General features: G+C 63.7%; 21 protein-coding genes. 19 read left to right on the top strand and 2 right to left on the bottom strand.

All coding sequences use genetic code 11. The features are described 5' to 3' along the window. The first annotated feature begins 59 nt into the window (after positions 1–59). From NKI15_RS17865 to NKI15_RS17885, 5 genes are all read left to right on the top strand, one after another. On the top strand, positions 60–1847 hold the full coding sequence (locus NKI15_RS17865) for an IucA/IucC family protein (RefSeq protein WP_352514887.1): 1788 nt from the start codon (positions 60–62) through the stop codon (positions 1845–1847). After that, positions 1844–2908 carry a GNAT family N-acetyltransferase gene (locus NKI15_RS17870; protein WP_352514886.1) on the top strand — a complete coding sequence of 355 codons (1065 nt, stop codon included), beginning with the start codon at positions 1844–1846 and terminating at the stop codon, positions 2906–2908. Before NKI15_RS17865 ends, NKI15_RS17870 begins: the two co-directional genes overlap by 4 nt. After that, positions 2905–4725, top strand: coding sequence for an IucA/IucC family protein (locus NKI15_RS17875; protein WP_352514885.1), 1821 nt, complete (start codon positions 2905–2907; stop codon positions 4723–4725). The genes NKI15_RS17870 and NKI15_RS17875 overlap by 4 nt, the downstream gene beginning before the upstream one ends. Further along, entirely contained in the window at positions 4722–6056 is a 1335-nt protein-coding gene (locus tag NKI15_RS17880; protein WP_050485873.1) for a lysine N(6)-hydroxylase/L-ornithine N(5)-oxygenase family protein, read from the top strand. Before NKI15_RS17875 ends, NKI15_RS17880 begins: the two co-directional genes overlap by 4 nt. A 110-nt stretch (positions 6057–6166) precedes the next feature. After that, on the top strand, positions 6167–6862 hold the full coding sequence (locus NKI15_RS17885; RefSeq protein ID WP_352514884.1) for an aspartate/glutamate racemase family protein: 696 nt from the start codon (positions 6167–6169) through the stop codon (positions 6860–6862). Positions 6863–6878: 16 nt separating this feature from the next. Here the strand turns inward: NKI15_RS17885 and NKI15_RS17890 are convergent, their stop codons facing one another. Further along, positions 6879–7067 carry a hypothetical protein gene (locus NKI15_RS17890; protein ID WP_352886470.1) on the bottom strand — a complete coding sequence of 63 codons (189 nt, stop codon included), beginning with the start codon at positions 7065–7067 and terminating at the stop codon, positions 6879–6881. 138 nt (positions 7068–7205) lie between these two features. Here NKI15_RS17890 and NKI15_RS17895 point away from each other — a divergent pair, with 138 nt between their 5' ends. From NKI15_RS17895 to lepB, 7 genes are all read left to right on the top strand, one after another. Then, positions 7206–7601: an AGROH133_08824 family phage infection protein gene (locus NKI15_RS17895; protein ID WP_023684099.1), complete on the top strand. Its 396-nt coding sequence runs from the start codon at positions 7206–7208 to the stop codon at positions 7599–7601. Between the two features lie 246 nt (positions 7602–7847). Further along, the gene (locus tag NKI15_RS17900) at positions 7848–8408 is read left to right on the top strand and encodes a F0F1 ATP synthase subunit delta (protein ID WP_023688887.1); all 561 of its coding nucleotides are present in this window, start codon (positions 7848–7850) and stop codon (positions 8406–8408) included. Continuing rightward, positions 8408–9937 carry a F0F1 ATP synthase subunit alpha gene (gene atpA / locus NKI15_RS17905; protein ID WP_023684101.1) on the top strand — a complete coding sequence of 510 codons (1530 nt, stop codon included), beginning with the start codon at positions 8408–8410 and terminating at the stop codon, positions 9935–9937. Before NKI15_RS17900 ends, atpA begins: the two co-directional genes overlap by 1 nt. 34 nt (positions 9938–9971) lie before the next feature. Continuing rightward, complete coding sequence (locus tag NKI15_RS17910; RefSeq protein WP_023668672.1) at positions 9972–10856, top strand: F0F1 ATP synthase subunit gamma; 885 nt, start codon at positions 9972–9974, stop codon at positions 10854–10856. A 70-nt stretch (positions 10857–10926) separates the two neighbouring features. Then, complete coding sequence (gene atpD, locus NKI15_RS17915) at positions 10927–12498, top strand: F0F1 ATP synthase subunit beta (protein WP_023668673.1); 1572 nt, start codon at positions 10927–10929, stop codon at positions 12496–12498. A gap of 109 nt (positions 12499–12607) precedes the next feature. Next, positions 12608–13015 (top strand): F0F1 ATP synthase subunit epsilon, encoded by a 408-nt coding sequence (locus NKI15_RS17920; protein ID WP_023668674.1) that lies wholly within the window; start codon positions 12608–12610, stop codon positions 13013–13015. Between the two features lie 525 nt (positions 13016–13540). Beyond that, positions 13541–14287: a signal peptidase I gene (gene lepB, locus NKI15_RS17925; protein ID WP_032892998.1), complete on the top strand. Its 747-nt coding sequence runs from the start codon at positions 13541–13543 to the stop codon at positions 14285–14287. Positions 14288–14315: 28 nt separating this feature from the next. Here the strand turns inward: lepB and NKI15_RS17930 are convergent, their stop codons facing one another. Next, positions 14316–15824 carry a mannitol dehydrogenase family protein gene (locus NKI15_RS17930; protein WP_023668676.1) on the bottom strand — a complete coding sequence of 503 codons (1509 nt, stop codon included), beginning with the start codon at positions 15822–15824 and terminating at the stop codon, positions 14316–14318. A gap of 189 nt (positions 15825–16013) precedes the next feature. On the opposite strand from NKI15_RS17930, the gene uxaC reads away from it, so the two are divergent. The 7 genes from uxaC (at position 16014) to kduD (ending at position 22796) form a co-directional block, all read left to right on the top strand. Then, positions 16014–17423: a glucuronate isomerase gene (uxaC, locus tag NKI15_RS17935; RefSeq protein WP_352514882.1), complete on the top strand. Its 1410-nt coding sequence runs from the start codon at positions 16014–16016 to the stop codon at positions 17421–17423. A gap of 38 nt (positions 17424–17461) precedes the next feature. Further along, on the top strand, positions 17462–18439 hold the full coding sequence (locus tag NKI15_RS17940; protein ID WP_023684104.1) for a TRAP transporter substrate-binding protein: 978 nt from the start codon (positions 17462–17464) through the stop codon (positions 18437–18439). A gap of 70 nt (positions 18440–18509) precedes the next feature. Next, positions 18510–19073, top strand: coding sequence for a TRAP transporter small permease (locus tag NKI15_RS17945; protein WP_023668678.1), 564 nt, complete (start codon positions 18510–18512; stop codon positions 19071–19073). Beyond that, positions 19074–20354: a TRAP transporter large permease gene (locus NKI15_RS17950; RefSeq protein ID WP_023704938.1), complete on the top strand. Its 1281-nt coding sequence runs from the start codon at positions 19074–19076 to the stop codon at positions 20352–20354. It begins immediately after the preceding gene. A gap of 23 nt (positions 20355–20377) precedes the next feature. Continuing rightward, positions 20378–21154, top strand: a complete 777-nt coding sequence (locus tag NKI15_RS17955) for a FadR/GntR family transcriptional regulator (RefSeq protein WP_023684107.1) — start codon at positions 20378–20380, stop codon at positions 21152–21154. A gap of 20 nt (positions 21155–21174) precedes the next feature. Next, on the top strand, positions 21175–22032 hold the full coding sequence (gene kduI / locus NKI15_RS17960; RefSeq protein WP_023704937.1) for a 5-dehydro-4-deoxy-D-glucuronate isomerase: 858 nt from the start codon (positions 21175–21177) through the stop codon (positions 22030–22032). Then, positions 22029–22796: a 2-dehydro-3-deoxy-D-gluconate 5-dehydrogenase KduD gene (gene kduD, locus NKI15_RS17965; RefSeq protein ID WP_023704936.1), complete on the top strand. Its 768-nt coding sequence runs from the start codon at positions 22029–22031 to the stop codon at positions 22794–22796. The genes kduI and kduD overlap by 4 nt, the downstream gene beginning before the upstream one ends. Positions 22797–22802: the final 6 nt, after the last annotated feature.

Raw genomic sequence — 22802 nt, forward strand, 5'->3', positions numbered from 1 at the left:
TTAAAGACGACGACTTATAGATGTAATCTGCAGTATTATTAGGATTTATCGAGATGCACATGGAACAAGTAGGACCAGAATCTTCCTCTGCATTAAGCCCGTTCCTCAACGCGTTGCTGCGGGAATGGGATGGCTGGGAATTCGTCGACGCCAGCCAAACCGGGCTGTTTCGGCCGCAGGCGGCCGTGCTGCGTCTGAATTTCCCTGCCTCGCGCGCGGCGGTGCTCGTCGAGGCGCGGCATCGCTCGAAGGTTGGTTACCACGATTTAGCGATGCCGCTCTGGCGCCTCGATATTAGCAACGAGGGGGCCGATGGCGAAGCGACCGAGATCGACCTTTTCAGCCTTTTGGCGCTGATCCTGGCGGATCCCGACATTGCCGGCAGGGCGACAGCGAAAAGCCGACTGACCTTCCTGCGCCGCAGCTTGGCCAGCATCGCCGCAATCGCTGAGGCGACTGCGGCGCGTGGATCTTCGCGGCCCTTCTCCGAAGGCGATCCTGATTTCATCGATGCCGAAAGCGCCCTGCGCTTCGGCCATGCCGTGCATCCGGCGCCTATGAGTCGCGAAGAGTTCACGCACACGGATTCCGCGCGCTTCGGGCATGAATACTGCAATGCGTTCAAACTGCGCTGGTGGGCCGTCGACCCGACCATCCTCACTGGGGGCAGCGTCGAGCCGCTAGATGTCACCGAGATGGTCCGCGGGCTTGCCGCCAGCGATCCGCAGCTGCTTGCTCGGGCTGGCAAGCAACAGGGCAAGGTTTTCGTTCCGATGCATCCGTGGCAGGCCGTACGGCTCATACTGGAAGACCGCGTCGAGCGCCTGTTTCGCGCCGGCCGTATCGTCGATCTTGGGCTCGGCGGACCAGCGTGGCGGGCCACGACCTCGCTGCGCACGGTTCATTCAGCTGAAGCCGAGTGGATGCTGAAATTCTCGCTCAGCCTGCGCCTGACCAATTCCAGGCGCATCGTCGAGGAGCATGAGTGCCGGCGCGGCCTTTCGGTGCACCGGCTGGTCAAGGGCAAGCTCGGCTATGCCTTGCAGCGGCGCTGCCCGACCATGACGGTGCTGGGTGAGCCCGCCTGGTTCGGCCTGCGTGACGAAGACGGCCGGCTGATGACGTATACCATCGTCTCGTTTCGCGAAAATCCGTTTCGCGGCACGGGCAATCCGCCGGCTGCCGTTCTCGGCGCGCTTTGCGAGCGCCATCCCGGCCGTACCGAAAGCCATCTGTCCGACCTGGTCCACCGTATCGCCCGCGACGAGAAGCGACCTGTCGAGGAAACAGCGCGTTTGTGGTTCGAGCGTTTCCTTCATGCTGCCATCGAGCCGTTTATCGTTGCCTTCTCGGAATTCGGCCTGCTGTTCGGCGCCCATCAGCAGAACCTCGTCGTCGGTCTTTCCGGAGGCTGGCCGAATGCGCTCTATTTTCGCGACTGCCAGGGCACCGGTTATGTCGAGGAATTCCTGCCCAGGCTGCGCGAATTAGTGCCCGAGGCTGGTCAGGCGGGCGATCATGTCTTCCCAGCGGAAGCGGCCGCGAAGCTGTTCGGCTACTATCTGGTCGTCAATGGCGCTTTCGCCGCCGTCGCAGCCCTTGCGGCCGCTGGCCTCACCAACGAAGACGATCTGCTGGCGATATTCCGCCGCTCGCTCGAGCGGCTGGCCGCCACGCCGATGGCTGACCGGTCCTGCGTCGACTATTTGCTCAACGCGCCGACGCTTGCCGCCAAGGGCAATTTCCTGATCGCGCTGCGCGACATCAATGAGAACACCGAGGTGACCGACCCGCTGGCCGGTTACGTCGAGCTTCCCAACCCCCTGCATGTGAGAGAATACGCATGAACATCGAGGCTGCGAAAAACTGGTCACCCGCCACCGTCGCCGGCAACGAAGGATGGCAGCATCTGGCCTCGGCCGCGGAGCCGCTCGCCATTTGTGCCGGCGATGGCCATGTCAGCCTGGTCAACGCTGAGGGAACAGCGGTGGGACAGGCCCGCATCTCCGACGCGGATGGCCGCCTGCTCATCGACGATGTCGCGTTTATTGGCGGCCGCCTCGACCAACCGCAAATCCTGGCAGGTCTCGTCGACGCCGCGCTGCGCCTGCATCCTTCCTTCGACTGCGCCTTCCTGCCGGCGGCCAAGACGCTGTGGCCGGTTTCGGCGCTGGCCACCGAGACGGTTCCGGGTGAACCGGAACGCGCCGTCATCCATCGCTCGGTCCTGCGCCAGCTGCCGCTGCTGTGGCGCAGCCAGGCCTCGCATGTCACCTATCCGGCATTGACGACCGCTATCGGCCCGGAAGACCGGCTGCCGCGATTGCGCCAACCGCGCCCCTGCGGCCCGATGTACGAACGCTGGATTCCGGAAATCGGCCTCACCGTGTCGCTGCGGCCGATCGACCGCCGGACCGATCTCGACCTCTTCCATCGCTGGATGAACGATGGCCGCGTCGCCTTCTTCTGGGAACTTGCCCAGAGCCATGAGGATCTCGACAAATATCTCGCCGAGCAGGAAAGCGATCCGCATATTTTCGGCGTCATCGCCAGCTTCGACGGCGAGCCGACCGGCTATTTCGAGTTCTACTGGGCCAAGGAGGACCGGCTCGGGCCCTATTATGAGCCGCTCGACTGGGACCGCGGCTGGCATGGGCTGATCGGCAATATGCGCCATCTCGGCCGGCCGAAGACGCTGTCACTGTTCCGCTCCGTCACCCACTATCTGTTCCTCGACGAGCCGCGCACGCAGCGCGTCGTCGGCGAGCCACGCGCCGCGCACCAGAAGATGCTGAGCTATTGCGCCGGCGCCGCCTACGACAAAGTCAAGGAGTTCGACTTCCCGCACAAGCGCGCGGCGCTGGTCTGCTGCGAACGCGAGCGCTTCTTCCGCGAGGTGCCGCTGTGACGGTGCAGCAACCGATTGCCAAAGCGGGGGAGGCGACACGCTGGGCCGCGATCAACCGCGACGCCGTCGCCAAGGCCATTTCCGAACTGACCTTCGAGGAGTGCCTGTCGCCGCGCGAGCTTTCGCCCGGCCGATGGGAGCTGACGCCCGGCCCCGGCGTGACCTATCGCTTTGCCGCGACGCGGCGCCTGTGGGGCCAGATCGCCGTCCGTCCGGAGACGCTGACTCGCGACGCCGGCATCGAGCTGCCGGTCGACGATGCGGTCGCCTTCTTCGCCGACGCGCGCGAGACGCTCGGCATGTCGCCGGCAACATTCTGCACCTATGCGAAGGAGCTTTACAACACGCTGATGGCCGACATGCGGATCGCCAAGGCACGCGGCAATCGACCGGCCGCCGATCTAGCCGCGCTGCCGGATACCGAGTTGCAGGCATTGCTCGACGGCCATCCGAAGGCCCCTGCCAACAAGGGACGGCTTGGTTGGGGATGGGACGACTTCGAGCGCTACGCGCCAGAATCGGCTACCGCATTCCAGCTCTTCTGGCTTGCCGCCGCCAGCGATCGCTGCCTGCTGGCGCTTGACTGCGGGCTCGACGAAGAGGCGCTGCTGCAGGCCGCACTCGGCGACTACGAGCGCGCAAGGCTCGAAGCGGCTTTCAGCGCCGCCGGGATCTCGCGATCGACGCATAGGCTGCTGCCGGTCCACCCCTGGCAGTGGCAGGCGATGATCGCCTCGCAATATGGTAGCGAGATCGCCGCCGGCCGGCTGGTGCCGCTTGGCCAGTTCGGCGATCCGTTCCTGCCCTTGCAGTCGCTGCGCACGCTTGCCAATGTGGCACGGCCCGAGGCGCTGCACGTCAAGCTGCCGCTGACCGTCCTCAACACCTCAGCGTGGCGCGGCGTGCCGGGCAAATACATGGCGATCGGCGCCGATCTGTCGCGCTGGCTGGCCACGGTGGCGGCCGCGGACCCGGTGCTCAAGGACGTCAAGGTCTTGCAGGAAGTCGCCGGCGCCTTCTATCCGCATCCGCACTATACCGGCGTTGAAGGCGCGCCCTATCAGTTTTGCGAGATGCTGGGCGCCATATGGCGCGTAAGCCCCGAAAAGGATCTGACAGCGGGCCAGCGGCCGATGATGATGGGCGCCCTGCCGCAGCGCGACGCCCATAGCAGGCCGATCGCCAGCGCCCTGATGGAGCAGTCCGGCCTTGGTCCGGAGGCATGGCTCGATCGCCTGTTCTCCACGGCCTTTGTGCCGCTCTACCACTTCATGTGCCGTTACGGCGTCGGCTTCATCGCCCATGGCCAGAACGTCACCATCATCCTCGACGGAGCGACGCCTCTCGGCGTGGCGGTCAAGGATTTCCAGGGCGACCTCGATCTCGTCGACCAGCCGTTTCCCGAACTGGCCGGCCTCGACCCCAAAGTCCTGTCGACGCTGAAGCGCCGGCCGCCGGCACATCTTCTCCAGCATCTGCAAACGGGACACATCGTCAGCGTTCTGCGCTTCCTATCCGAGGCGCTGGCCGCCTATGACCGCTTCGACGAGAGGACTTTCTACGCCATCCTGGCCGCCGCCATCCGGCGCTACCAGGCGCAGAACCCTGAGCTGTCGGAACGGTTCGCGCTCTTCGATCTGTTTGCTCCGAAGATCCCACGCATCGCCATCAACAAGGTGCGCTTCGCCATCGGCTACGGCGACAGCGGCGAACGCCCTCTGCCCGACCTTGGCACACCGCTCGACAATCCGCTTAACCCCGAGTCAGCCCGGCGATCTCCCATCAGCCCAGCCAGCTCCATAAGGAGTTCGCCATGACCCATACGCTTGACCTCGCAGGCATCGGCATCGGGCCGTTCAATCTCAGCCTCGCCGCCCATCTCGACGCGGTGGACGGCGTCGAAGCGCGCTTCTTCGATCGGGCGACGCGGCTCGAATGGCACCCGGGCATGATGCTGCCGGGCGTCGAACTGCAGACATCCTTCCTCAAGGATCTCGTCACCGCGACGCATCCGACCAGCCCATGGTCGTTCATGTCCTATCTGGTCGCGCAGAAGCGGTTCTATGAATTCCTCAACGCGGATTTCTCAGCCATCCCGCGGCCGGAATTCGCCCGCTATCTCGGATGGGTCGGCGAGAACTTGTCTTCGCTGCGCTTCGCCAGCGCCGTCGACCGGATCGACTTCGACGGAACGAATTTCAGGCTGCGTATCGGCCGCGAGCAGGTGAACGCGCGCAATCTCGCCATTGCCGTCGGGCTGGTGCCCAACATCCCCGCCTGGGCGCGGGCGGCGGCCTCCGATCAATGCTTCCACAACGCCCAGGCCGCCAACCGCCTCGATCGCCTGAGCGGACAGCGTGTCGCCGTGATCGGCGGTGGCCAGAGCGGCGCCGAAGTGCTTCTGCATCTGATCTCCTCCGACCGCTTCGCCGGCCGCGAAATCGAGTGGATCTCGATGCGGCCGAATTTCCTGCCACTGGACGACTCGCCTTTCACCGACGAACTCTTCACGCCGGGCTATGTCGAAAGCTTCCATCGGCTGCCGCAAGGGCGGCGTGAGACGATCCTGGAACAGCAACTGCTTGCCGGTGACGGCGCATCGACGAGCACACTGAAGGCGATCTATCGCCAGCTTTACACGCTGCGGCACCTCTCGGAGGAAACGACGGCGGTCAACATGACGCCGCACCGCGAAGTGCTGAACGTGACGCGGGAAGGCAGCGAATACCGGCTGATCATGCGCAACGGCTTCGACGGCGCCATCGAGACGCGCACCGTCGATGCGGTGGTTCTGGCCACCGGCTATGCCTTTGCCATTCCTGATTGCATGGCACCGCTCATGAACAGGATCGCGTTGGACGAGCGCGGTCATTACAGGCTCAACGCCAGCTTCGAGGTCGAATGGGACGGGCCCGACGACCGCCGGATCTACGCACTCAATGCCGGCCGGCTCAGCCATGGCATAGCCGAGCCGCAGCTCAGCCTGATGGCTTGGCGCAGCGCCAAGATCGTCAATTCGCTGCTCGGGCGGGCACAGTTCGATCTCGATCTGCCCGATCCGCCGGTTGCCTGGAGTTCAAGGCACACGACACAAAGCCTGCATCATCTCGGCGCCAATGCGAGGATGACCGAATCGGGCGCGCGGTGATGTTTGTGGAGGCGGGCCAAAGAGCGTGGTACGGCGCGCGTTAAGGTTGACATCGACCCGTAAAGCTTTTCTGTGAGACAGATCGTTCGGTCCTGCTGGAGGCTCAGCGCATGAAAACCCTTGGCCTCATCGGCGGCATGAGCTGGGAATCGACGGCGATCTATTATCGCCTGCTCAACGAGATCGTGCGCGAGCGGCTGAGCGGGCTGCATTCGGCAAAGCTGTTGCTCTATTCCTTCGACTTCGCCGAAATCGCCGACCGGCAGCATCATGGCGACTGGGACAGTGCGGGCGTGCTGCTGGCGGATGCGGCGCGCAAGCTGGAGGCGGGCGGCGCAAAGGGGCTTTTGATCTGCACCAACACCATGCACAAGCTCGCCGACCGGGTGCAGGCGGCGGTGTCGATCCCGCTTATTCACATTGCCGACGCCACGGCCGTCGCGGTCAAGGGCGCCGGCGTCAAGCGGCCGGCGCTGCTGGCGACCCGCTTCACCATGGAGCAGGATTTCTACAAGGGCCGGCTGACGGAGAAATACGGGCTGCAGCCCGTGGTGCCGGACCAGGCCGGGCGCGACATGGTGCACCAGGTAATCTACGACGAGCTCTGCCAAGGCATCGTCAGCGCGGCATCGAAGGCGGCCTATGTCGATGAAGTCGCCCGCTTGCGGCGCGATGAAGAGATCGACGGCGTCATCATGGGTTGCACCGAGATCACCATGCTGATTGGCGAGCGCGATTTCGACATTCCGGTGTTCGACACCACGCGCATCCATGCTGAGGCGGCGGTCGCATTCATGCTGCCCTGAAGGGTCAAAACAAGGATCAGGGCTGGGCAGCCGCGGCGACATTGCCGCTGCCGACCACTTTCAGCTTCCATCGATCTGCTTCCGTGCCGGCCAGATTGAGGTGCCCGGTCAGGAAATAAAGGCGATCGGTGTCGGGGCCTTTGGCTGTGCAAAACCGGTCCTGCAGATAGGAGTGAGGCATCGCCTGACAATACAGGTTGGCCACGATGCTGGCCGGACGCGCGCGCGGCCTAAACAGCCTTCCGCTCCTTCACGAATTGCGTGCCAAAACTGCCGCGCGCTTGACTTCTTTTTGCAGCGACATTCAATACATCCGGCATTGCTGTGAGGGGATGAAAGCAAGATGGAATTTGCGTTTCCGTGGCCGACCAGCCAGGGCGAATGGCTGGCTTGGTCCAGCGCCGTCGTCACCTTGGCGCTCGGTCTGCTGTTTTTCCTCGCGCCAGGGCTGGCATTTCGGATTCTGCGGCTGCAGGTCCGGCCCGAAAGGGCAGCGGCAATCGCGGAAGGGCGCGGCCGGATGTCGGGCTTCTATCTCGGCGTCAGCCTGTGCTGCATTCTGTTGGCGCAGCCGTGGCTCTATATGGCACTCGGCTTTTCCTGGCTGTTCACCGCTTTTGGCCGTTTGCTGTCGATGATGTCGGACGGCGCCAACACGCCTTTCAACTGGGCGTCGATCGTCGTCGAACTCGTCCTGGCCGCGTTGCCGCTTGCCTTCGTCTTCGGCTTTCTGCCCTGAATCGGCAGCCAATCCAAAGGCTTCGGTTGAACTCTGCGGCCGGATGCGACAATAGTGCCCGAAAAGCATGCGGGACGACGCATTGCGGTCTTAAAATGCCTGTGCTAGACGGCAATCGACTTTCGGCCGGGGATAGCGGAAGCCGCGCCTCCGTGCTTGGAAAAACTTAGTAAGGTCAAAGATTTAGCCAGAGTTTTTGCTCGCGCCAACAATCTGCGGCCCCTCAGACAAGAGAAAAGACGGTCCGTGGCTCAATCGTCATCGCCAATCTCGGGTGTCGCAGAACGCTACGCGGGTTCGCTGTTCGAACTTGCGCGGCAGTCGAATTCGGTGGCCAAGGTCGAGGCCGACCTCGACAGTTTCGCCAGGATGCTGGATGACAGCGCCGACCTGACGCGCCTCATCAACAGCCCGGTGTTCTCCAGCGAGGACCAGGCCAAGGCAATCGCGTCGATCGCCGACAAGGCCGGCATCACCGGCCTGACCGGCAATTTCCTGCGCGTCGTCGCCCGCAACCGCCGGCTCTTCGCGGTGCCCGGCATGATCAAGGCTTTTCGCAAGATCGCCGCCGAACAGCGCGGTGAGACATCAGCCGAGGTCACTTCGGCGCATGAACTGACGGCTGCCCAGCAGACCGAACTCAAGGCCGCGCTGAAAGGCGTCGCCGGCAAGGACGTGGCCATCACTGTTACCGTCGATCCGTCGCTGCTCGGCGGGCTGGTGGTCAAGATGGGCTCGCGCCAGATCGATACGTCGCTCAAAACCAAACTCAATTCGCTCAAGCTTGCACTGAAAGAGGTCGGCTGATGGACATCCGCGCCGCGGAAATTTCCGCAATTCTCAAAGACCAGATCAAGAATTTCGGCAAGGAGGCCGAGGTCTCCGAAGTCGGCCAGGTGCTGTCCGTCGGTGACGGTATCGCTCGCGTCTACGGCCTCGACAATGTCCAGGCCGGCGAAATGGTCGAATTCCCCGGCGGCATCCGCGGCATGGCGCTCAACCTCGAAGCCGACAATGTCGGCGTCGTCATCTTCGGCGCCGACCGCGACATCAAGGAAGGCGACATCGTCAAACGCACCGGCGCCATCGTCGATACGCCTGTCGGCATGGGCCTGCTCGGCCGCGTCGTCGACGCGCTCGGGAATCCGATCGACGGCAAGGGCCCGATCAAGGCGACCGAACGCAAGCGCGTCGACGTCAAGGCGCCAGGCATCATCCCGCGCAAGTCGGTCAACGAGCCGATGTCGACCGGCCTCAAGGCCATCGATGCGCTGATCCCCGTTGGCCGCGGCCAGCGCGAGCTGGTCATCGGCGATCGCCAGACCGGCAAGACCGCGATCATCCTCGACACGATGCTCAACCAGAAGGCCGTGCACGACAACGGGCCGGAAAAGGAAAAGCTCTACTGCGTCTACGTCGCCATCGGGCAGAAGCGCTCGACGGTCGCGCAGTTCGTGAAGGTTCTCGAAGAGCGCGGCGCCCTTGAATATTCGATCATCGTCGCCGCCACAGCTTCCGATCCGGCGCCGATGCAGTTCCTGGCGCCGTTCACCGGCGCCACCATGGGCGAATATTTCCGCGACAACGGCATGCATGCGCTGATCAGCTATGACGATCTGTCGAAGCAGGCCGTCGCCTATCGCCAGATGTCGCTCTTGCTGCGCCGCCCGCCGGGTCGCGAAGCCTATCCGGGCGACGTGTTCTACCTGCATTCGCGCCTGCTCGAGCGCGCCGCCAAGCTCAACGACGATCTGGGCGGCGGTTCGCTGACCGCGCTGCCGATCATCGAGACGCAGGCCAACGACGTGTCGGCCTACATCCCGACCAACGTGATCTCGATCACCGACGGCCAGATCTTCCTCGAAACCAACCTGTTCTTCCAGGGCATCCGTCCGGCGGTCAACGTCGGCCTGTCGGTCTCGCGCGTCGGTTCGTCGGCGCAAATCAAGGCGATGAAGCAGGTCGCCGGCTCGATCAAGGGCGAGCTCGCGCAGTACCGCGAAATGGCTGCGTTCGCGCAGTTCGGCTCCGATCTCGACGCCGCCACGCAGCGCCTGCTCAACCGCGGCTCGCGCCTGACCGAACTGTTGAAGCAGCCGCAGTTCTCGCCGCTCAAGGTCGAGGAGCAGGTCACGGTGATCTTCGCCGGCGTCAACGGCTATCTCGACAAGCTGGCGCTGAACCAGGTCGGCAAGTTCGAGCACGGCCTGCTCAGCCATATGCGCTCGGCCGGCAAGGACGTGCTGGACGGCATCCGCAAGGAAAAGGCGCTGTCGGACGATCTGCGCGCCAAGCTGAAGGCCGAGATCGACGCCTTCGCCAAGACCTTCGCTTGAGAAGAAGCCGGACGCTCGGGATCAGGTTTGAAGCATGCCTTCATTAAAAGACCTTCGTAACCGTATCGCCTCGGTCAAGGCGACGCAGAAGATCACCAAGGCGATGCAGATGGTCGCCGCGGCGAAGCTGCGTCGCGCGCAGGAAGCAGCGGAGGCGGCGCGTCCCTATTCCGAGCGGATGGGTGCGGTGCTGGCCAATATCACGCAGGCGATCGGCGGCGGCGGCGATGCCCCGGCGCTGATGACCGGCACCGGCAAGGACGATGTGCATCTGCTCGTCGTCTGCACGGCCGAGCGCGGCCTGTGCGGCGGCTTCAACTCGCAGATCGCACGTCTGGCCCGCGACCATATCCGCCGGCTTCTGGCCGACGGCAAGCAGGTCAAGATCATCTGCGTCGGCAAGAAGGGTTTCGACATTCTGCGCCGAGACTATGCCTCGCTGATTATCGACCGCGTCGACCTACGCGATGTCAAGAAGCTCGGCTTCGTCAATGCCGATGCGATCGCCCGTAAGATCATCCATCTGTTCGGCGAAGGCGGCTTCGATATCTGCACGCTGTTTTATTCGCAGTTCAAGTCGGTGATCAGCCAGATTCCGACCGCGCAGCAGATCATTCCTGCCGGCGTGGCTTCGGCTCCCGCCGAAGCGACCGCCGGTGGCAATGCCGTCTACGAATACGAGCCGGAGCCGGGCGAGATCCTCACCGACCTCATTCCGCGCAACATCTCGGTCCAGGTCTTCCGCGCGCTGCTCGAAAACGCAGCCGGCGAGATGGGCGCCAAAATGAGCGCCATGGACAATGCAACGCGCAATGCCGGCGACATGATCAACAAACTGTCGATCACCTATAACCGCCAGCGGCAGGCGCAGATCACCAAGGAACTGATCGAAATCATTTCGGGCGCCGAAGCGCTCTAGGCGCGACCGCCAGGAGGTCATCGACCTTCTGATGGAGCGTGAGAAACAAAGGACGAGAAGGGTAAAGACGATGGCGAAAGCAGCGACCCCCGCGAAGACGGCCCCCAAAGCGGCCGCAAAGGCTCCGGCAGCAGCGGCGAAGGCCGCTCCGGCCAAGAAGGCGGCCGCGCCCGCCAAGGCCGCGGCCCCGGCAGCGAAGACGACGAGCGTTGCCGTCAAGAAGACCGGCGCCATCGGCAAGGTTCGCCAGGTCATCGGCGCCGTCGTCGACGTGCAGTTCGGCGATCATCTGCCGGCCATTTTGAACGCCATCGAAACCTCCAATGTCGGCAACCGCCTGGTGCTCGAAGTTGCCCAGCATCTGGGCGAAAACACCGTGCGCTGCATCGCCATGGATTCCACCGAAGGCCTGGTTCGCGGCCAGGACGTCTATGACACCGGCGCGCCGATCACCGTTCCGGTCGGCCCGGGCATGCTCGGCCGCATCATCAACGTCATCGGCGAGCCGGTCGACGAAGAAGGCCCGGTCGACGGCATCGAGATGCGCGCCATCCACCAGCCGGCGCCTACCTATGTCGAACAGTCGACGGAAGCGCAGATCCTGATCACCGGCATCAAGGTGCTCGACCTTCTGGCGCCCTACGCCCGCGGAGGCAAGATCGGCCTGTTCGGCGGCGCCGGCGTCGGCAAGACGGTTCTGATCCAGGAGCTGATCAACAACGTCGCCAAGGCGCATGGCGGCTTCTCGGTCTTCGCCGGCGTCGGCGAGCGCACCCGCGAGGGCAACGATCTTTATCACGAGTTCATCGAGTCCGGCGTCAACAAGAAGGGCGGCGGCGAAGGCTCCAAGGCGGCACTGGTCTATGGCCAGATGAACGAGCCGCCGGGCGCGCGTGCCCGCGTCGGCCTGACCGGCCTGACGGTCGCCGAATATTTCCGCGACCAGGGCCAGGACGTGCTGTTCTTCGTCGACAACATCTTCCGCTTCACGCAGGCCGGTTCTGAAGTGTCGGCGCTGCTCGGCCGTATTCCTTCGGCCGTGGGTTACCAGCCAACGCTGGCCACCGACATGGGTGCGCTGCAGGAACGCATCACCACAACGACCAAGGGTTCGATCACTTCGGTGCAGGCGATCTACGTGCCGGCCGACGATTTGACCGACCCGGCGCCTGCGACCTCGTTCGCCCACCTGGACGCGACGACCGTGCTCAACCGCGCGATCTCGGAAAAGGGCATCTACCCCGCCGTCGATCCGCTCGACTCGACCTCGCGCATGCTCGATCCGCTGGTCGTCGGCGAGGAGCACTATGCCGTCGCCCGCCAGGTGCAGTCGATCCTCCAGCGCTACAAGTCGCTGCAGGACATTATCGCCATCCTTGGCATGGATGAGCTGTCGGAAGAGGACAAGCAGACGGTGGCCCGCGCCCGCAAGATCGAGCGCTTCCTGTCGCAGCCGTTCTTCGTCGCCGAAGTGTTTACGGGTGCGCCGGGCAAGCTGGTCGACCTCGCCGACACAATCAAGGGCTTCAAGGGCCTCTGCAACGGCGACTACGATCACCTGCCGGAAGCCGCCTTCTACATGGTCGGCGGCATCGACGAAGCGGTCGAGAAGGCTCAGCGCCTGGCGGCTGAAGCAGCGTAATCAAGGCAATAGGGAGTAGTCAGTAGTCAGTAGTGAATAGCGGCCGGGTGATCAGGACAGCTGTCCTCTCCCTACTCCCTACTCACTATTCCCTACTCACTAAATTGACATGGCTGAAGCTTTCAAGTTCGAACTGGTCTCGCCGGAGCGCCTCCTGGTTTCCGAGCAGGTCGAGTCCGTCGTCATTCCAGGCGCCGAAGGTGAAATGACAGTCATGGCGCACCATGCGCCAGTCATGACCACGATCAAGCCGGGCGTCGTCACGCTGAAGACCGCCGGCGGCAAGGAAGAGCGCTATGTGGTGTTCGGCGGCTTTGCCGACATCGTCCCTGCCGGCTGCACGCTGCTCGCCGAATCGGCGGTCGCCGTCGGCGATATCGACCGCGCCGATCTCGCCCGCCGCATCCAGGAAGCCAAGGAAGACGCCGCCGACGCCAAGGACGACCAGAGCCGCAGCAAGGCGGAGCAGTTCCTTAGCCAGCTTACCACGCTCGAAGGCGCGCTGCTGCCGGCGTAAGCCGCAGAATGACTTGAAGAAAAGGCCGGGCTCAGCCCGGCTTTTTTGTTGCGGCCGCCATCCTGGATCGTCTCGCATAGGCGCAGGGCCTTGGCGGGATTTCAGGGCGGGCAGCCAGCATGATCAGATCGGGTGGCGGCATGCCGGCTGCCAGTCAGGGCGAGATGAGCTTGTATTAGGCGATGGCGCCGGCGGAACCGCGATTTGGCTGCGGCGGTACAGTCGGATCGGGGCTTGCCCCTGCTTTCTGGTTGTTCGACAATCCGGCTGTCTATCGATTTGGGGTGGCCGATGACGGAACAGACAACGCAACCGGAAGCGGCCTCGCGATCCCGGTGGACGACGGCGCTGATCGCGGCCTTTGGCGGTCCGTTCGGCGGGTTCCTTTGGATCGGCGCCGGCCGGCCGGCGGTTGCCAGCCTGGTGGTGATCAGCGCCATAAGCATTGCGCTGACATATGTGGGATTCCCGGTTCTGCCGGGGGTCGATCTCGCCTGGCTGGTGGATCTCTCCAGTTTAGGTCTCATGGTCCTGTGGGTAGCGCTCGTCGTGCCTTTCGCGTCACGATACAGACCGAACCGGTGGTATTCACACGGCCTTTCGGTGCTGCTGTTGGCCGTGCTGACCTCCTACGGAGCCGCGTTAGCGATCCGCACATTCCTCTTCCAGCCGTTTTCGACCCCGGCAGGCAGCATGACACCAACGCTGGAACTCGGCGACTATTTCTTCGTCTCGAAGTTTGCCTATGGTTACAGCCGCTACAGTGTTCCTCTTGGGCTGCTGCCCTTCGAAGGCCGGATCTTTGCCGCCGAGCCGAAGCGCGGAGATATTGTGGTGTTCAAATTTCCAGCGGATCCGAGCATCGACTACGTCAAGCGGGTCGTTGGACTGCCGGGCGACAAAATCCAGATGGTCGACGGAATCCTTCGCATCAATGGTGTGGCGGTCAAACTCGAGGATGTTGGTCCGTACAGCTCCGAGGACTCTCCCCAAAGCGCCAGACTGCAACGTGAAACCCTCCCCAACGGCGTTTCCTATTCCGTCATCAGTCTTACGGACAATTCAATAACCGACAACACGCGGGTGTTCGACGTGCCCGAAGGCCACTATTTCGTGCTTGGCGACAACAGGGATAATTCCTCCGATAGCCGGCTCAGTGTCGGCTTCGTTCCTGCCGAAAACCTGGTCGGCAAGGCAGTGCGACTGTTCTGGAATTCGCAAGGCACGGAGTATTCGTCGCGGCAGAGGCTGGACGCTCCGGCGGGACAATAGGCTTGAAATGGGCGGTTCCGGACCAGCTTCAGCCTACGTTTGTCGGCTCCGGTATGCCGAGCGCTGAGAGCGCAAGCACGATCCCGCCTTGCAGGATATGCTCGCGATGAGCGGCGACCAGTTCGATCAGCGTCTGCCGCTCGGGCTTGCCGCTGGCGAAGCCGGCCCAGTCGAACACCGCCGCTACTCGTTCCAGCATCCGTCGTTCGTCGAGCGCCGCCAGCGCCGCGTCGAGCGGATCGGTAAAGTGGGCTTCCGGCAGGTCCTTGCCGCGCGCCTCGCAGGCGGCGATCCAGGCGGCCATCACCAGCGTCAGATGCTCCGGGACCAGGCCGGCCTGGATGCGCTCGATGGCGGTAGCGACAATGCGTTGCGGCAATTTCTGGCTGCCGTCATTGGCGATCTGCGCCGTGCGGTGGGCCAGCGCTGTGTTGGAGAAACGTTCGGCAAGTTCGGCCGTATAGGCTGAGGTGTCGAGCCCGGCATCCCCAGGCAAGGTCGGGATGGCCTCGGCCCAGAGCCGGTCGACGAACGCGCGGATCGCGGGATCCGCGAAGGCGCGGTCGACCGTGACGTGGCCGCTGAGCAGGCCGATATAGGCGATGCCCGAATGGGCGCCATTGAGCAGCCGAAGCTTCATGTCCTCGAACGGCCGGACATCCTCGACCATGGTGACGCCGAATTTCTCCCAGGCCGGCCGTCCGGCTGGAAACCTGTCCTCAATCACCCATTGCCGGAATGGCTCGGTCATCACCGGCCAGGCGTCCTCGAGGCCGAGTTCGACCGCGATGCGCGCCCGGTCGGCATCGGTGGTTGCCGGCACGATGCGGTCGACCATGCTCGATGGGAATGCAACGTCATCGGCTATATGACCGGCGAGGGCAGCGTCGCCTGAAGCAGCAGCGCCGGCATCGCGCAGTTTTGCAAACCCGACCAGCAGCCGGTGCAGCGTGGCGCCATTGGCCGGCAGGTTGTCGCAGCAAAGCACGGTGAAGGGCGGCGTGCCGGCGGCCCGGCGTCGCACCAGCGCTTCCGCCAGGAATCCATGCGCTGTCCTGGGAGATCCGGGATTGCCCAGATCGTGGACGATATCGGGATGGTTTTCGTCGAGGCTGCCGTCGGCGGCCCTGAGATAGGCCTTTTCGGTGATGGTCAGGGTGACGATGCGGGTGCGCGGGTCGGTCAGCGCGGCCAGCACCGCGCCGGGGTCTTCCGGCGCGACCAGCATCGACTGGATCGAGCCGATAATGTGCAGCGCTTCGCCATCGCTGCCGCGCACCGCCAGCGTGTAGAGCCCGTCCTGTGGCGTCAGCGCATCGCGCGTGTCGGGGCTGCGCAGCGAGACGCCGACAATGCCCCAGCCGGTCTCGCCGGCCGCTAGGCAGTCATCGACATAGGCGGCCTGATGGGCACGGTGGAAGGCTCCAACGCCGAGATGGACGATGCCTGGGGCGACACTGGCGCGATCATAGGGGGGGACCGCGACCGAGGCCGGCAAGGATTGCACTGTTGCGTTGGAAAGGCGTGTGCTGGTCATGGCTTGGCTTGTTGGGCGCGGCTTGTCGCTGGATGGTGTGCGGGGCGGGATCTGCTAGCGGCGTAACATCCGCTCTTCCGCTGCACAATGACCTGACGCCGGTTAAAAGTCATCATACAACAATCCAGTTTTTGTATGTTGACATTATTTCTTTCCAATCCTACCGATATCGCCCCTGGGAGGAACGACGTGGCGGGACTGACCGATCCGGATCTGCTTTTTGCCGCCGCAGGGCGCGCGCTGTCGATCGCGCGCGATCTCCATGCCGGCATCAAGGACCTGCCGATCATCAGCCCGCACGGCCACACCGATCCGCGTTGGTATGCGCTCAACGAACCATTCCCCGATCCCGCGCAATTGCTGGTGGTGCCCGACCACTACATTTTCCGTATGCTGTTCAGCCAGGGCGTGCGGCTGGAAGATCTCGGCGTCCCGACCCTCGACGGCTCGCCGGTCGAGACCGATCCCAGGGCGATCTGGCGGCGCTTCGCCGAGCACTATTACCTCTTCCGCGGCACGCCGACGCGGTTGTGGCTCGACCATGTGCTCGAGCATCTGTTCGGCATCGAAGAGCCGCTCAACGCCAGCGCCGCTAGCCGCCATTACGACACCATCGCGGCGCTTTTGCAGCGCGACGATTATCGCCCACGCGCGCTGTTCGAGCGCTTCAACATCGAGGTCATCGCGACGACCGAGGGCGCACTCGACGATCTCCAATGGCACAAGACGATCCGCGACAGCGGCTGGCAGGGCCGCGTCATCACTGCCTACAGGCCGGATGCTGTCGTCGATCCCGACTTCGAAGGATTTTCGGCCAATCTCGATCGTCTGGGCGAGATCACCGGCTGCGACACCGGCACATGGGCCGGCTATCTCGACGCGCATCGCAATCGCCGCGCTTTCTTCAAAAGCTTCGGCGCAACCTCATCGGACCACGGCCATCCGACGGCCGAGACCGCCAATCTTTCCGATGCGGCGGCGGAAGAGCTGTTCAACCGCATCCGCCGCGGCTCGGACGACGAGCGCGAGCGCAAGCTGTTTCGCGCCCAGATGCTGACCGAGATGGCCAAGATGAGCCGCGACGACGGGCTGGTCATGCAGATCCATCCCGGCTCATGGCGCAACCATTCGCCCGGAATTCTTCAGAGATTCGGCCGCGACAAAGGCTTCGATATTCCGACCCGCACCGACTATGCCGCGGCGCTCAAACCCTTGCTCGACTGCGTCGGGCTGGAGCGCGACCTCTCCATCATTCTGTTCACGCTCGACGAGACCAGCTACGCGCGCGAACTGGCGCCGCTGGCCGGCGTCTATCCGGCGTTGAAGCTCGGGCCGGCCTGGTGGTTCCACGACAGTCCGGAAGGCATGCGCCGGTTCCGCGAGATGACCACCGAGACCGCCGGCTTCTACAACACCGTCGGCTTCAACGATGACACCCGTGCCTTTCCGTCGATTCCCGCCCGTCACGATGTGGCGCGCCGGGTTGACTGCGCCTTTCTCGCCCGTCTCGTCGCCGAGCACCGGCTGCGTGAGGACGAGGCGCATGAGCTGGCGCGGGAGCTTGCCTACACGCTTGCCAAGAAGGCGTACCGGCTGTGAGCCGGGCGCGTGGAATTTTAAAAGGGAGGAAGACAGTCATGTTGCATTTTTCAAAACTGATGGCAGCCACATTCGCCTTCGGCTCGCTGATGATCGGCGTTGCCGGCGCCCAGACCGTACTGCGCTCGGCCGACACCCATCCGGACGGGTATCCGACCGTCGAGGCGGTCAAATATCTCGGCGAGCTCATCAAGGAGCGCACCGCCGGCCGCTATTCGGTCGAGGTCTATCATTCGGCGCAGCTCGGCGAGGAAAAAGACACGATCGAGCAGACGCAGACCGGTGTCATCGATCTGAACCGCGTCTCGATGGGTCCGTTCAACGGCATCGTGCCGGAAACCGCGGTGCCGTCGCTGCCCTACATGTTCCGTTCGGTCGAGCACATGCGCCATGTCATGGACGGGCCGATCGGCGACGAGATCCTCAAGGCCTTCGAGACGCATGATCTGGTCGGCCTTGCCTTCTACGATTCCGGCGCCCGTTCCTTCTACAACACCAAGAAGGACATCACCTCGATCGCCGATCTGAAAGGCATGAAGTTCCGCGTCATCCAGTCCGACGTGTTCGTCGACATGGTCAACGCGCTTGGCGCAAACGCCACGCCGATGGCCTATGGCGAGGTCTATTCGGCGCTCGAAACCGGCGTCATCGACGGCGCCGAGAACAACTGGCCCAGCTTCGAATCCGCCAAGCACTACGAAGTCGCCAAGCACTATACCGTCGACCAGCACCAGATCGTGCCGGAAGTGCTGGTGATGTCGAAATCGAGCTGGGACAGACTGACGCCGGAAGACCAGGCGATCGTCAAGCAGGCGGCCAAGGATAGCGTCGTCAAGATGCGCGAATTGTGGGACGCGCAGGAGAAGAAGTCGCGAGAGATCGTCGAGAAGGCCGGCGTCAAGGTCAGCGAGATCGACAAGCAGCCGCTGATCGATGCGATGAAGCCGGTCTACGACAAGTATCTGAAGACGCCGGAGCTCAAGGACCTCGCGACGCGCATCCAGGCGACCAAGTGATTTTCTGGCGGGGCGGCATGGCGCCGCCCCGCCAATCGCTTTTAGGGGACGGAAAGACCGGGAGGATCGGATGACTGCGGGAACGGCCAGGAGCGGAGCGCCACCGCGCTTCAGCGCGGTGCTTTCGAAGATTTGCGACGGTGCGCTCTATCTCGCGGGCATCGGGATGGTCGCCATGACCGCGCTTGTTGCCTACCAGGTGTTTTCCCGCTTCGTGCTCAACGCGTCACCGAGCTGGACCGAAGTCACCGCCATCATGCTGATGAACTGGTTCATCTTCCTGGGCGCTGCCGTCGGCGTGCGCGAGAATTACCATATGGGCTTCGACGTGCTGCTCTATATCCTGCCCAAGGGCAGCAAATGGGCGCTGCGCACCCTGTCCGACCTGATCGCGTTCGGCTTCGGCTTCGGCATGGTCTGGTACGGCTGCAAGCTGGTCGGGCTGACCTGGCACACTGTCATCCCGGCGCTCGAACTTCCCGGCGGTTTCGACTATCTGCCGCTGGTTGCCGGCGGCTTTCTGATCTGCCTGTTCTCGGCCGAACGCATCGCGCTGCGCTGGTCCGGCGCCGACATCGACAAGGATATCAATCTCGAAGAAGTGCCGGAAATGCCGGCCGTGCAGGAGGCCTAGATGGAACTCTGGATCCTGTTTGGCGTCTTCACGCTTTTGATGTTTGCCGGCACGCCGATCGCCTTTTGCCTGGGTGCGGCGTCCTTCGCCACCGTGCTTTATCTCGGCCTGCCGCCCCTGGTGGTGTTCCAGCAATTGAAGTCGGGCATGTCGGCGTTCTCGCTGATGGCGATCCCGTTCTTCATCTTTGCCGGCGACCTGATGGTGCGCGGCGGCATCGCGCAGCGCATCGTTTCCTTTGCCGGCTCGCTGGTCGGTCATGTCCGCGGTGGGCTCGGTCAGGTCAACATCATCGCCGCGACGTTGTTCGGCGGCATTTCCGGCTCGGCTGTGGCGGAAGCCGCTGCCGTCGGCGGGCTGATGATCCCGCAGATGAAAGCGCGCGGCTACGGAGCCGACTATGCCGTCAACGTCACCTCGATGGCGGCGCTGATCGCGCTGCTTCTGCCGCCGTCGCAGAACATGATCATCTATTCGATCGCCGGCGGCGGCAAGATTTCGATCGCCGACCTGTTCACCGCCGGTATCCTGCCTGGTCTGCTGTTCGCCGCTTCGCTGATGGTCACCGCCTATTTCGTCGCCCGCAGCCGCGGCTACCCGGTCGAGGCTTTTCCCGGCTTCTCGCGTGTCGGCCAGCTGGCGGTCATCGCCATCCCCGGACTTCTGCTCATCGGGATCATCTTCGGCGGCGTTCGCTCGGGCATTTTCACGGCGACGGAAAGCTCCTGCATCGCCATCATCTACGCTTTGCTGGTCACCGTCTTCGTCTACCGGTCGATGGCCTGGGGCGATTTCGTCCATGCCACAAAGGGCGCGGTGCGCACGACCTCAATGGTGCTGCTGATCATCGGCACGGCGGCCTCGTTCAGCTGGCTGATGGCCTATCTCAAAGTGCCGGTGTTGCTGATCGCAGGCATGAACGCCATCTCCACCGATCCGCTGGTGGTGCTGCTTCTGCTCAACGTCTTGATGCTGCTGCTCGGCACCTTCATGGACATGGGGCCGATGATCATCATCTGCACGCCGATCTTCCTGCCGCTGGTCACCCATTACGGCGTCGACCCCGTGCATTTCGGCGTCATCACCATCCTCAATCTCGGCATTGGCCTCAACACGCCACCGGTCGGCACGGTGCAGTTCGTCGCCTGTGCCGTCGGCAAGATTACGGTCTGGGAAGCGATGCGCTCGATCTGGCCGTTCTATGGCGCGGGCATCCTGGTTCTGGGGCTGGTGACCTATATTCCGGCGATTTCGCTCTGGTTGCCGAGCGTGTTCAAATAGGCGTCTTCAAACAGGGGTGCGATATGGCATCGGATAGCGCTGTTGATCTCAGGGTCGAGAGAAAACCCAAACTGTCGGAGACCGTCGTTGCGGCGATCCGCAAGCAGTTGCAGGCGGGCGAGATCCTGCCCGGCCACAAATTGCCGACCGAGGGCCAGCTGACCGAGACCTTCGGCGTCAGCCGCACCGTCATCCGCGAAGCGCTGGCCAAGCTCGCCGCCGACGGGCTGGTCGAGGCGCGCCAGGGCGCAGGCGTGTTCGTCACCGAGCACATCTCAACGATGTTCGGCGCGCTCGCCGCCGACATGGGCAGCAAGGATTCCATCGCGCTCAATGTGCTCGAAGTGCGCCTGGCCGTCGAAATCGAATCGGCCGGGCTCGCCGCCATTCGCCGCAACGCCGCGCAGGAAGCAGCGATCCAGGAAGCGTTCTTCGAATTCGAACGGCTGCTTCTCAACAGCGAGCCGACCGGTCCGGCCGATCTCGCCTTCCACCGGGCAATCGCCAGCGCCACCAACAACCCGTTCTATGTCGAGATGCTCGATGTGCTCGGACGCCGCGCCATTCCCTGCGACGTGACCTCGCCCTGGTCGACGGAACTTGTGCAATCCGACAGCTATCAGCGCGGGCTGCAGCGCGAGCATCTGGTGATCCTGAATGCGATCACGTCAGGCGACGCCGAAGCCGCGCGCGAGGCGATGCGCACCCATCTCACCGCCAGCCAGCAGCGCTACCGCGAGCGCCTGCACGCCCGCCAGGTCTTTTATGCCGACTCGGTCAGGGCGACGGCATCCGAATAACCATTTCAGCCGGAGCAGTAATGTCTCAAAGTCACCCGCATACCGATTTCACCTCGCGTTTCGCCATCGACCCGGTTGCCGCGGCTTCTATGGGCACCGACGAACTGCGGCACAACTTCCATATTGACGACCTGTTCCAGCCGGGACGCGTCAGCCTGACCTATGCCCATTATGACCGCATGATCGTCGGCGGCGCCGTGCCGGAAGGGACAGCGCTGCCGCTGGAAGCGATCAAGCCAACGGGGACCAGGAATTTTCTCGACCGCCGCGAGCTGATCATCGTCAACATCGGCGGCGCCGGCTCGGTGACGGCAGATGGCGACACCCACCAGTTGCAGGCGCGCGACATGCTCTATCTAGGCATGGGCAGCACCGACGTGGCGTTCGCGTCGGCCGACAAGGCAGCGCCGGCCAAATTCTATCTGCTCAGCGCCCCGGCGCATCACGCCTATCCGAACCGGCTGATCCGCATCGGCGACGCCAAGCGGCTCGACCTCGGCAGCAAGGAAACCTGCAATGAGCGCTCGATCTTCCAGTTCATCCATGCCGATGGCGTCAAGACCTGCCAGCTGGTCGTCGGCATGACGCAGCTGGCGCCGGGCTCGGTGTGGAACACCATGCCTTGCCATGTGCATGACCGGCGCATGGAGGCCTATCTCTATTTCGACCTGCCGGAGACGGCGCGCGTCTTCCATTTCATGGGCGAGCCGGACGAAACCCGCCACATCGTCATGGCCAATGAGGAGGCAGTGCTGTCGCCCGGCTGGTCGATCCATTCAGGGGCAGGCACCTCGAATTATTCCTTCATCTGGGCGATGGCCGGCGACAATGTCGACTACACCGATGTCGACCCGGTGCCGCTGGGCGAACTGCGTTGAGCGGCCCTTCCTCCTTCAGCCTGGCCGGCAAGCGCGTCCTGGTCACCGGCGCAAACACCGGCATCGGCCAGGGCATCGCGGTCTCGATCGCGCGCGCCGGCGGCACCGTCATCGGTGTCGGCCGCTCGGCGATGGACGACACGGAAAGACAAGTCGCGGAAGCCGGCGGCCAGTTCGAGACTGTGCGGTGCGATCTCGCCGATCATGTTGCCGCCAAGGCCATGCTCGACCAGGTGTGGGAGAAGACCGGCCCGATCGACGGGCTGGTCAACAATGCCGGCATCATCCGCCGCGCCGATGCGGTCGATTTCTCGGAAACCGACTGGGACGACGTCGTCGACGTCAATCTGAAGACGCTGTTCTTTCTCAGCCAGGGTTTTGCCAGGCGCGTGCTGACCGACCCGAGGCGGCGCGGCAAGATCGTCAACATCGCCTCGGTGCTGAGTTTCCAGGGCGGCATCCGCGTCGCGTCCTATACCGCGTCGAAACATGGCGCGCTCGGCATAACCCGGCTGCTGGCCTGCGAATGGGCGGCAAAAGGCATCAACGTCAACGCCATTGCGCCCGGCTATATCGAAACCAACAACACCGAGGCGTTGCGCGCCGATCCCGACCGCAGTGCTGCCATCCTGGCGCGCATTCCGGCGGGACGTTGGGGCGGGCCGGAAGACATAGGCGATGCCGCCGTGTTCCTGCTGGCGCCAGCGTCCGACTATATGCATGGCGCGGTGGTTCCCGTGGACGGCGGCTGGCTGGCGCGATGAGGAGAT

It is taken from the genome of Mesorhizobium sp. M0862 (assembly GCF_040319795.1).
In the GTDB taxonomy this organism is placed as follows: Bacteria; Pseudomonadota; Alphaproteobacteria; order Rhizobiales; family Rhizobiaceae; genus Mesorhizobium.

What these genes read in the sequence shown, in the direction of transcription:
- NKI15_RS17945 (WP_023668678.1), top strand. Translation starts at nt 18,510, where the DNA reads ATGACTGCGGGAACGGCCAGGAGCGGAGCGCCACCGCGCTTCAGCGCG.
- NKI15_RS17950 (WP_023704938.1), top strand. Translation starts at nt 19,074, where the DNA reads ATGGAACTCTGGATCCTGTTTGGCGTCTTCACGCTTTTGATGTTTGCC.
- NKI15_RS17895 (WP_023684099.1), top strand. Translation starts at nt 7,206, where the DNA reads ATGGAATTTGCGTTTCCGTGGCCGACCAGCCAGGGCGAATGGCTGGCT.
- NKI15_RS17910 (WP_023668672.1), top strand. Translation starts at nt 9,972, where the DNA reads ATGCCTTCATTAAAAGACCTTCGTAACCGTATCGCCTCGGTCAAGGCG.
- NKI15_RS17870 (WP_352514886.1), top strand. Translation starts at nt 1,844, where the DNA reads ATGAACATCGAGGCTGCGAAAAACTGGTCACCCGCCACCGTCGCCGGC.
- atpD (WP_023668673.1), top strand. Translation starts at nt 10,927, where the DNA reads ATGGCGAAAGCAGCGACCCCCGCGAAGACGGCCCCCAAAGCGGCCGCA.
- NKI15_RS17930 (WP_023668676.1), bottom strand. Translation starts at nt 15,824, where the DNA reads ATGACCAGCACACGCCTTTCCAACGCAACAGTGCAATCCTTGCCGGCC.
- NKI15_RS17955 (WP_023684107.1), top strand. Translation starts at nt 20,378, where the DNA reads ATGGCATCGGATAGCGCTGTTGATCTCAGGGTCGAGAGAAAACCCAAA.
- NKI15_RS17880 (WP_050485873.1), top strand. Translation starts at nt 4,722, where the DNA reads ATGACCCATACGCTTGACCTCGCAGGCATCGGCATCGGGCCGTTCAAT.
- lepB (WP_032892998.1), top strand. Translation starts at nt 13,541, where the DNA reads ATGGTCCTGTGGGTAGCGCTCGTCGTGCCTTTCGCGTCACGATACAGA.
- NKI15_RS17885 (WP_352514884.1), top strand. Translation starts at nt 6,167, where the DNA reads ATGAAAACCCTTGGCCTCATCGGCGGCATGAGCTGGGAATCGACGGCG.
- kduI (WP_023704937.1), top strand. Translation starts at nt 21,175, where the DNA reads ATGTCTCAAAGTCACCCGCATACCGATTTCACCTCGCGTTTCGCCATC.
- NKI15_RS17940 (WP_023684104.1), top strand. Translation starts at nt 17,462, where the DNA reads ATGTTGCATTTTTCAAAACTGATGGCAGCCACATTCGCCTTCGGCTCG.
- NKI15_RS17865 (WP_352514887.1), top strand. Translation starts at nt 60, where the DNA reads ATGGAACAAGTAGGACCAGAATCTTCCTCTGCATTAAGCCCGTTCCTC.
- atpA (WP_023684101.1), top strand. Translation starts at nt 8,408, where the DNA reads ATGGACATCCGCGCCGCGGAAATTTCCGCAATTCTCAAAGACCAGATC.
- NKI15_RS17920 (WP_023668674.1), top strand. Translation starts at nt 12,608, where the DNA reads ATGGCTGAAGCTTTCAAGTTCGAACTGGTCTCGCCGGAGCGCCTCCTG.